The following is a 5,162-nucleotide window of genomic DNA, read 5'->3' on the forward strand; positions in this document are numbered from 1 at the left end:
CTAGCTGACGAACAGCTTTAAGTTGCATCGCTTCCTAACTTCCCTCTTCCCCTGGGAGTGGTCGCGGAAGCAGCGCGGAACGCTTGGGGAGTGTCCCAATCCAGTTTGGAATGGCTATGGCTTGCATGGCGAAGCCATACACTGTTGCCCAGGGCTGCAGCGATTGCATCCTGCTCGTTGCCAAACAGAATGGCAGTATCCCGCAAAGCTCTGATCTCTGACGCTGCGAAACTTCGGGTCTTTGCTCTCTCGAAAGGCCAGCCCTGCCTCTTGAATGGCGTTCCGCTTGAGGTGGCAGGGATCCTCTTTCACCCACTGCGGCAGGTCAGTGCAGGATGATGTCCCCCAGCTTTCTGGCTGTTTTTGGAGCCCCCTGCTATCGCGAACGGCACAGCCGGTCTTTGTGGGCAACCACAAACGTATGCAAGCAGACACCAAAGTAATGGCCGGATTAGAGTCAGGCTCCTCTAGCGGGCCAGGTACCGTTCCAAGCGTCCCTGGAAAAATGACAAGATCAACGTCAGCAGCCAGTACCACAGCGCTGCCACCACCAAAGCCTCGAAGAAGTGCTGGCGCGGCAAACCTGCCTGTCGAGCCCGGCCCATCAACTCCTGCAAAGCAATGGCACTGGCCAGGGCAGTGTCTTTCTGCATGGCGATGAATTGATTGCCAATGTCGGGTAGGACAATTCGGAAAGCTTGCGGCAAAATGATGCACCACAGGGTTTGCCAGGGCTTAAGCCCCAGGGCATAGGCAGCTTCCCGCTGCCCGACGGGAATGGCTTGGATCCCGGCCCGGAAGATCTCGCTCATGTAGGCGCCATAGTTCAGGCTCAAGGCCAGCACTGCCGAAGTGAACGAGCCGAACACCAGGCCCAGTTGCGGCAAAGCCTGGTAGATAAACAAAAACTGCAGGAATAGAGGTGTGCCCCGCATCAGCGAGACATAGAGAGCAGAGAGGCTGCTTAGAGGGGCAATTTGGGAGAGCCCCGCCAGCGCCGACAAAAAGGCCAACGTGGTAGCGCAGAGGATGGAGACCAAGGACAGTTGAAAAGTAGTGCCCACCCCTTGCGAGATGAACCACCACCACTCGCGCACAAAGTTGCCGTTGAGACGCAAGGTACGGATGGGGATCCCGGCCAACTCCAACTGTACCCCGCTGAAGGTGAACACCAACAACAGCAGCCACAAAACCAACCACAACCCCTGGGCCACCGGGAACGGGATCCCTTTTCGAATCCGGGGCGGTGGGTAAATGGGCTGCTCCAGTGGGATAGAGTCTTTGCTCACTCAGCTTTTTTCGTCAGATCAATGCCGTAATACCGCTTCGAGAGGGCTGTTAGCGTGCCGTCCGCATGCATGGATTCTAAGATTTCGTTAATTTTGGCTTGCAAGCTCTCGGAAGGGGCAGGGCTGGAGCGATCCAAGGCCACAGCCAAGGCTTCATAGTAGACCGGATCCCCCAGAGTTTTCAGGGGCAGTCCTTCCCGAATGGCGTTTTCAGCCGTCGGCAAAGCTGTCAAGACTGCATCCAGGCGGGTGCCATCCCCCAGTGCCAAATCCTGCAGAGCCAGGCTATCGGTGTCGTAGATGCGAATGTCCACCCGCGGGGCCGGAACTTGGATGGTCTCTCCTTCCAGGGTGAGGTTGCCCTCCAGGTAAGCTTGGTAGGTGGTGGCGGTGCCCACCCCAACTCGCTTTCCTTCCAAAGCGGCGATATCGGTCAGGGTCGAGGCTTGGTGGACCACGAAGCTGGCGGGGGTGTAGTAGTAGGGAATGGTAAACAGCAGAGCTTTCTGGCGTTCGGCAGTTACGGTCATGGAGCCGACATTGACATCCCAGCGGCCATTCCAAGATCCGGCGGTGATGACATCGAAGTTGATATCCAGAAACTCAGCCTCTACCCCCAAGCGCTTGGCGATCTCGCGCGCCACATCCACATCAAATCCTTCCCAAGTGCCGTCAGGGTTGCGGTAGCTCTGAGGACGGTAATTGGAGTCGGTGGAAATCCGGAGCACCCCGCGCTCTTGAATTTGAGCCAACAGGTCTCTGCTTTGGGCCAGCAGGGATCCCTGGTGTGTGCCTAGAGCCCAGCATCCGGCCAGGGTCAAGCAAAGGGCTTGTAGGGATCGGCGTCGAGAAACAGACATCGGCGAAACCTCAGATGAAGGTGAAGGGCAAACCCATTGGAATCCATCCAAGCTATCCAAGGCTGTCACAATTCCCGTTGCAAGGTAGTATCACCTGACACTGCCGCTTTGGGTGGCTATTCCCGACTGGGGCGAGCGGGTCGCAATTCTCCAAACATGCTCTAAAAAAGGCAAATCAACTGTCTCAGGATTGAGCTTATGAATCCCAATTGAGATTGAAATATCTCCTCCAGAAAGGCATCCCCTGAGACTTGCGATCAAGACTCGTGCTGTGTTGCCCGGGGGGGCAATCCGTATCCCTCTGTGGGCAACGGAGAATCGACGTTCTGGGTAGCAGAAAACATTTGGCTCGACCCAATGGATCCCCCTTAGCAATTGGGCGGAGAGGATGTCAATATCTTTGGAAGAGAACGGGGTTGAGGGTGGTTATGCAAGCGGTGATCTTGGCGGGTGGGAAAGGAACTCGTTTACGGCCCTTTACCTTTTTACAACCCAAGCCTTTGTTGCCCCTCCTGGATGTGCCCTTTTTGGAATGGCTGATCGGGCGCTGCCGCCGAGCCGGCTTGACGGATATTTTGCTCAGCGTGGGTTATCTGGGCCAACAAATTGAGGCTGCTCTGGGAGATGGCGCTGCTTTGGGGGTGAAGCTCCGCTACATTCCCGAAGAGACGCCTTTGGATACGGCAGGAGCTTTGGTGCTGGCTCAGCCCTATTTCACCGGGGATCCCTTGGTGGTTTTCAATGCCGACATCCTCACGGATCTGGATTTGCAGGCGTTGATGCAATGTCATGTGCAGAGCAAGGCCATGGCCACCCTCACCCTCGCCCGCGTGGAAGATATCACCGCCTATGGCCTGGTGGAAGTTGGGGAAGAGGGCCAGATCCAATCTTTTCGGGAAAAACCCACCCCTGCAGAAGCCCTCACCCTCACCACCGACACGATCAACGCCGGCACCTATGTCTTGGATCCGGCCATTTTTAAAGACTACCCCAGTGGGGATCCCCTCAGCTTTGAGCGGCGTGTCTTCCCCGATTTGCTCAGGCAAGGGCACCGGCTGCAAGCTTATCTCCACGCAGGCTACTGGCGGGATCTGGGCACGCCGGCCAGCTACTACCACGGCCAACTGGACATTCTCCTGGGCCGAATGACGGATTTTCCCTTAGAAAATGTGCAGCAACAGGCGCCGGGGATATGGGTGCACAAAACGGCTGAGATCCATCCCAGCGCTCAACTGCACGCCCCCTGCTACATCGGCGCCCACACCCGTTTGGGATCCCAAGCTCAGATTCCGGCAGGCACCATCCTCGGCAGCCACAGCTGGGTAAATGGATCCCTGCAGCCGGGAGCCTACGGGCCGAGAGTCCTGGTAGTGTAGGTTAAGTGCAAGTTAAGTTCACGACCATCCAGGACAAAGCCATCAGCAAATGGAGCTACCACAAACCGGGGAACGCTGGGATCCCTACCTTGCTGCCGTAGCTGCTCGCTTCAATCGGGAGTTGGAAATTCAACTGGGTCGGCCAGCTTGGCAACTTCCCCCAGACCTGGAGCAACTGCCTTTTTGGCAAGCCCAGCAGCGGGATCACCTGCAAGAACGCCTCGGGATCCCCTTTTGGCAACTGCGTGCCCCCAAAAAACGGGAAGCCTGTTTGGATTTGGGCTGTGGGGTAAGCTTCCTGACCTATCCCTGGAACGATTGGCAAGCCTACTTTTACGGCCATGAGCTGAGCGGTGAGATTGTGCGCTTTATTCGCTCGCGGGCACCCCAGCTTAACTCCAAGCTGTTCAAGTCAATGCAACAGGGATCCGCCCACCATTTGGAAAACTACGAGTCGGAGCAATTTGATCTGGCCATTGCCACCGGATTTTTGTACTACTACCCGATTGAGTACTTCGACGCGGTTTGGGCAGAGTTGATGCGAGTGTTGCGACCGGCTGCACCTGTGATTATTGAAGTGGTCAATCCCGACTCGGTGTGGGCGGAACAATGGGGCCTCATCGAGCTATTCAAAGGCACCGAACCGATTTTCACCCCCCTAACGGAGTGGGAGCGGCGCATCGCAGCCTTGGGGGGCAAAATTCAGAAACAGGCCAGTGGCGAACTGTTCACCACCTATTGGATTCAGCGCAGACCGTGATCTGCTCACAACCGGGAAAGTATCGGAGCATTCGGAGTAGTGGGGTAACCTTTAAGGCTGGGTACTAAGATTAAAAATAAGATAAAGATTAAGATTAAGAAGTGTGATCCCGGACAAGGGATCCACCGCCATCCATGCAAGCCTCCTCTCCCACCTTCCTCTTGGTTGATGGCTACAACATCATCGGAGCTTGGCCCACCCTGAGCCAGTTAGCGCGTCGCTCCCTGATGGAATTGGCCCGTCTGCGCTTGGTGGAATCTTTGGCCAACTATGTGGCCTTCCGGGGCTACCAGGCGACCGTGGTGTACGATGCCTACGCCCAACCCACTCCAGCCCGGCAAGAGCGCTCCCCTTCGGGTATCGAGATCCTGTATACCTCCTATGGCGAGACCGCCGACAGTTGTATTGAACGGCTGTGTGCCCAGTTGCAGAGGGATGGGTGTCGGGTACGGGTGGCTACCTCCGATCGTGTCCAGCAATTGGTGATTGGCGGCTACAACGCCGAATGGGTCTCGGCAGAACAACTGTGGGATGAAGTGCAGCAGGCCCAGCAGCAGATCCGGCGCGTCCAACCAAAACGGCTATCGAGCAAGCGGGGCATTGATGCCTACTTGGATGCAGATACCCTCTCGCGCCTAAACCGCTGGCGGCTGTCCGGCCAAGATCCCATGCGCTAAATGCCATCGTAGGGAACGGTGGGAGCTCCATACCAAAGATGCTCTTCATCTGGCGAGGCAGTGGGCAACTGCTCCTGTGAAGGATCCGCCGGAGCCAGCTCCCGCTCATCCACCAACACCAGCACCCGCACAACTCGATCTTTGGGCAATTGCTCCTGCGCCCGCATGGGCAAAATCAGTTGACCTTGGCTGTCGGTACG

The 5,162-nt window shown here is 56.8% G+C and carries 6 protein-coding genes and 1 pseudogene; 3 read left to right on the plus strand and 4 right to left on the minus strand.

Annotated features, from left to right (window positions below; genetic code table 11):
• Nucleotides 1-207: 207 nt before the first annotated feature.
• The 3 genes and pseudogenes from NW820_RS09755 to NW820_RS09765 form a co-directional block, all read right to left on the minus strand.
• A pseudogene (locus NW820_RS09755) lies at nt 208-373 on the minus strand (RNA-guided endonuclease TnpB family protein); the annotation flags it as partial.
• Nucleotides 374-467: 94 nt separating this feature from the next.
• Complete coding sequence (locus NW820_RS09760; protein ID WP_414388318.1) at nt 468-1,289, minus strand: amino acid ABC transporter permease; 822 nt, start codon at nt 1,287-1,289, stop codon at nt 468-470.
• Nucleotides 1,286-2,149: an ABC transporter substrate-binding protein gene (locus tag NW820_RS09765; RefSeq protein WP_414407378.1), complete on the minus strand. Its 864-nt coding sequence runs from the start codon at nt 2,147-2,149 to the stop codon at nt 1,286-1,288. The genes NW820_RS09760 and NW820_RS09765 overlap by 4 nt, the downstream gene beginning before the upstream one ends.
• Nucleotides 2,150-2,577: 428 nt before the next feature.
• Between NW820_RS09765 and NW820_RS09770 the strand changes: the two genes are divergently transcribed.
• The 3 genes from NW820_RS09770 (at nt 2,578) to NW820_RS09780 (ending at nt 4,962) form a co-directional block, all read left to right on the plus strand.
• On the plus strand, nt 2,578-3,525 hold the full coding sequence (locus NW820_RS09770; protein ID WP_414407381.1) for a sugar phosphate nucleotidyltransferase: 948 nt from the start codon (nt 2,578-2,580) through the stop codon (nt 3,523-3,525).
• A 49-nt stretch (nt 3,526-3,574) separates the two neighbouring features.
• Nucleotides 3,575-4,285, plus strand: coding sequence for a class I SAM-dependent methyltransferase (locus tag NW820_RS09775; protein WP_414407379.1), 711 nt, complete (start codon nt 3,575-3,577; stop codon nt 4,283-4,285).
• Between the two features lie 134 nt (nt 4,286-4,419).
• Nucleotides 4,420-4,962 carry an NYN domain-containing protein gene (locus NW820_RS09780; protein WP_011429576.1) on the plus strand — a complete coding sequence of 181 codons (543 nt, stop codon included), beginning with the start codon at nt 4,420-4,422 and terminating at the stop codon, nt 4,960-4,962.
• Here the strand turns inward: NW820_RS09780 and NW820_RS09785 are convergent.
• Nucleotides 4,959-5,162 (minus strand): hypothetical protein (locus tag NW820_RS09785; RefSeq protein ID WP_414407380.1); only part of this gene is annotated, 204 nt, incomplete at its 5' end. The genes NW820_RS09780 and NW820_RS09785 overlap by 4 nt on opposite strands.

This window comes from Synechococcus sp. R55.7, from assembly GCF_047461955.1.
Classification (GTDB): domain Bacteria; phylum Cyanobacteriota; class Cyanobacteriia; order Thermostichales; family Thermostichaceae; genus Thermostichus.

Bases quoted from the DNA above. Each gene is read 5' to 3' on its own strand.
- NW820_RS09780 (WP_011429576.1), top strand. From the start codon at position 4,420: ATGCAAGCCTCCTCTCCCACCTTCCTCTTGGTTGATGGCTACAACATC.
- NW820_RS09765 (WP_414407378.1), bottom strand. From the start codon at position 2,149: ATGTCTGTTTCTCGACGCCGATCCCTACAAGCCCTTTGCTTGACCCTG.
- NW820_RS09770 (WP_414407381.1), top strand. From the start codon at position 2,578: ATGCAAGCGGTGATCTTGGCGGGTGGGAAAGGAACTCGTTTACGGCCC.
- NW820_RS09775 (WP_414407379.1), top strand. From the start codon at position 3,575: ATGGAGCTACCACAAACCGGGGAACGCTGGGATCCCTACCTTGCTGCC.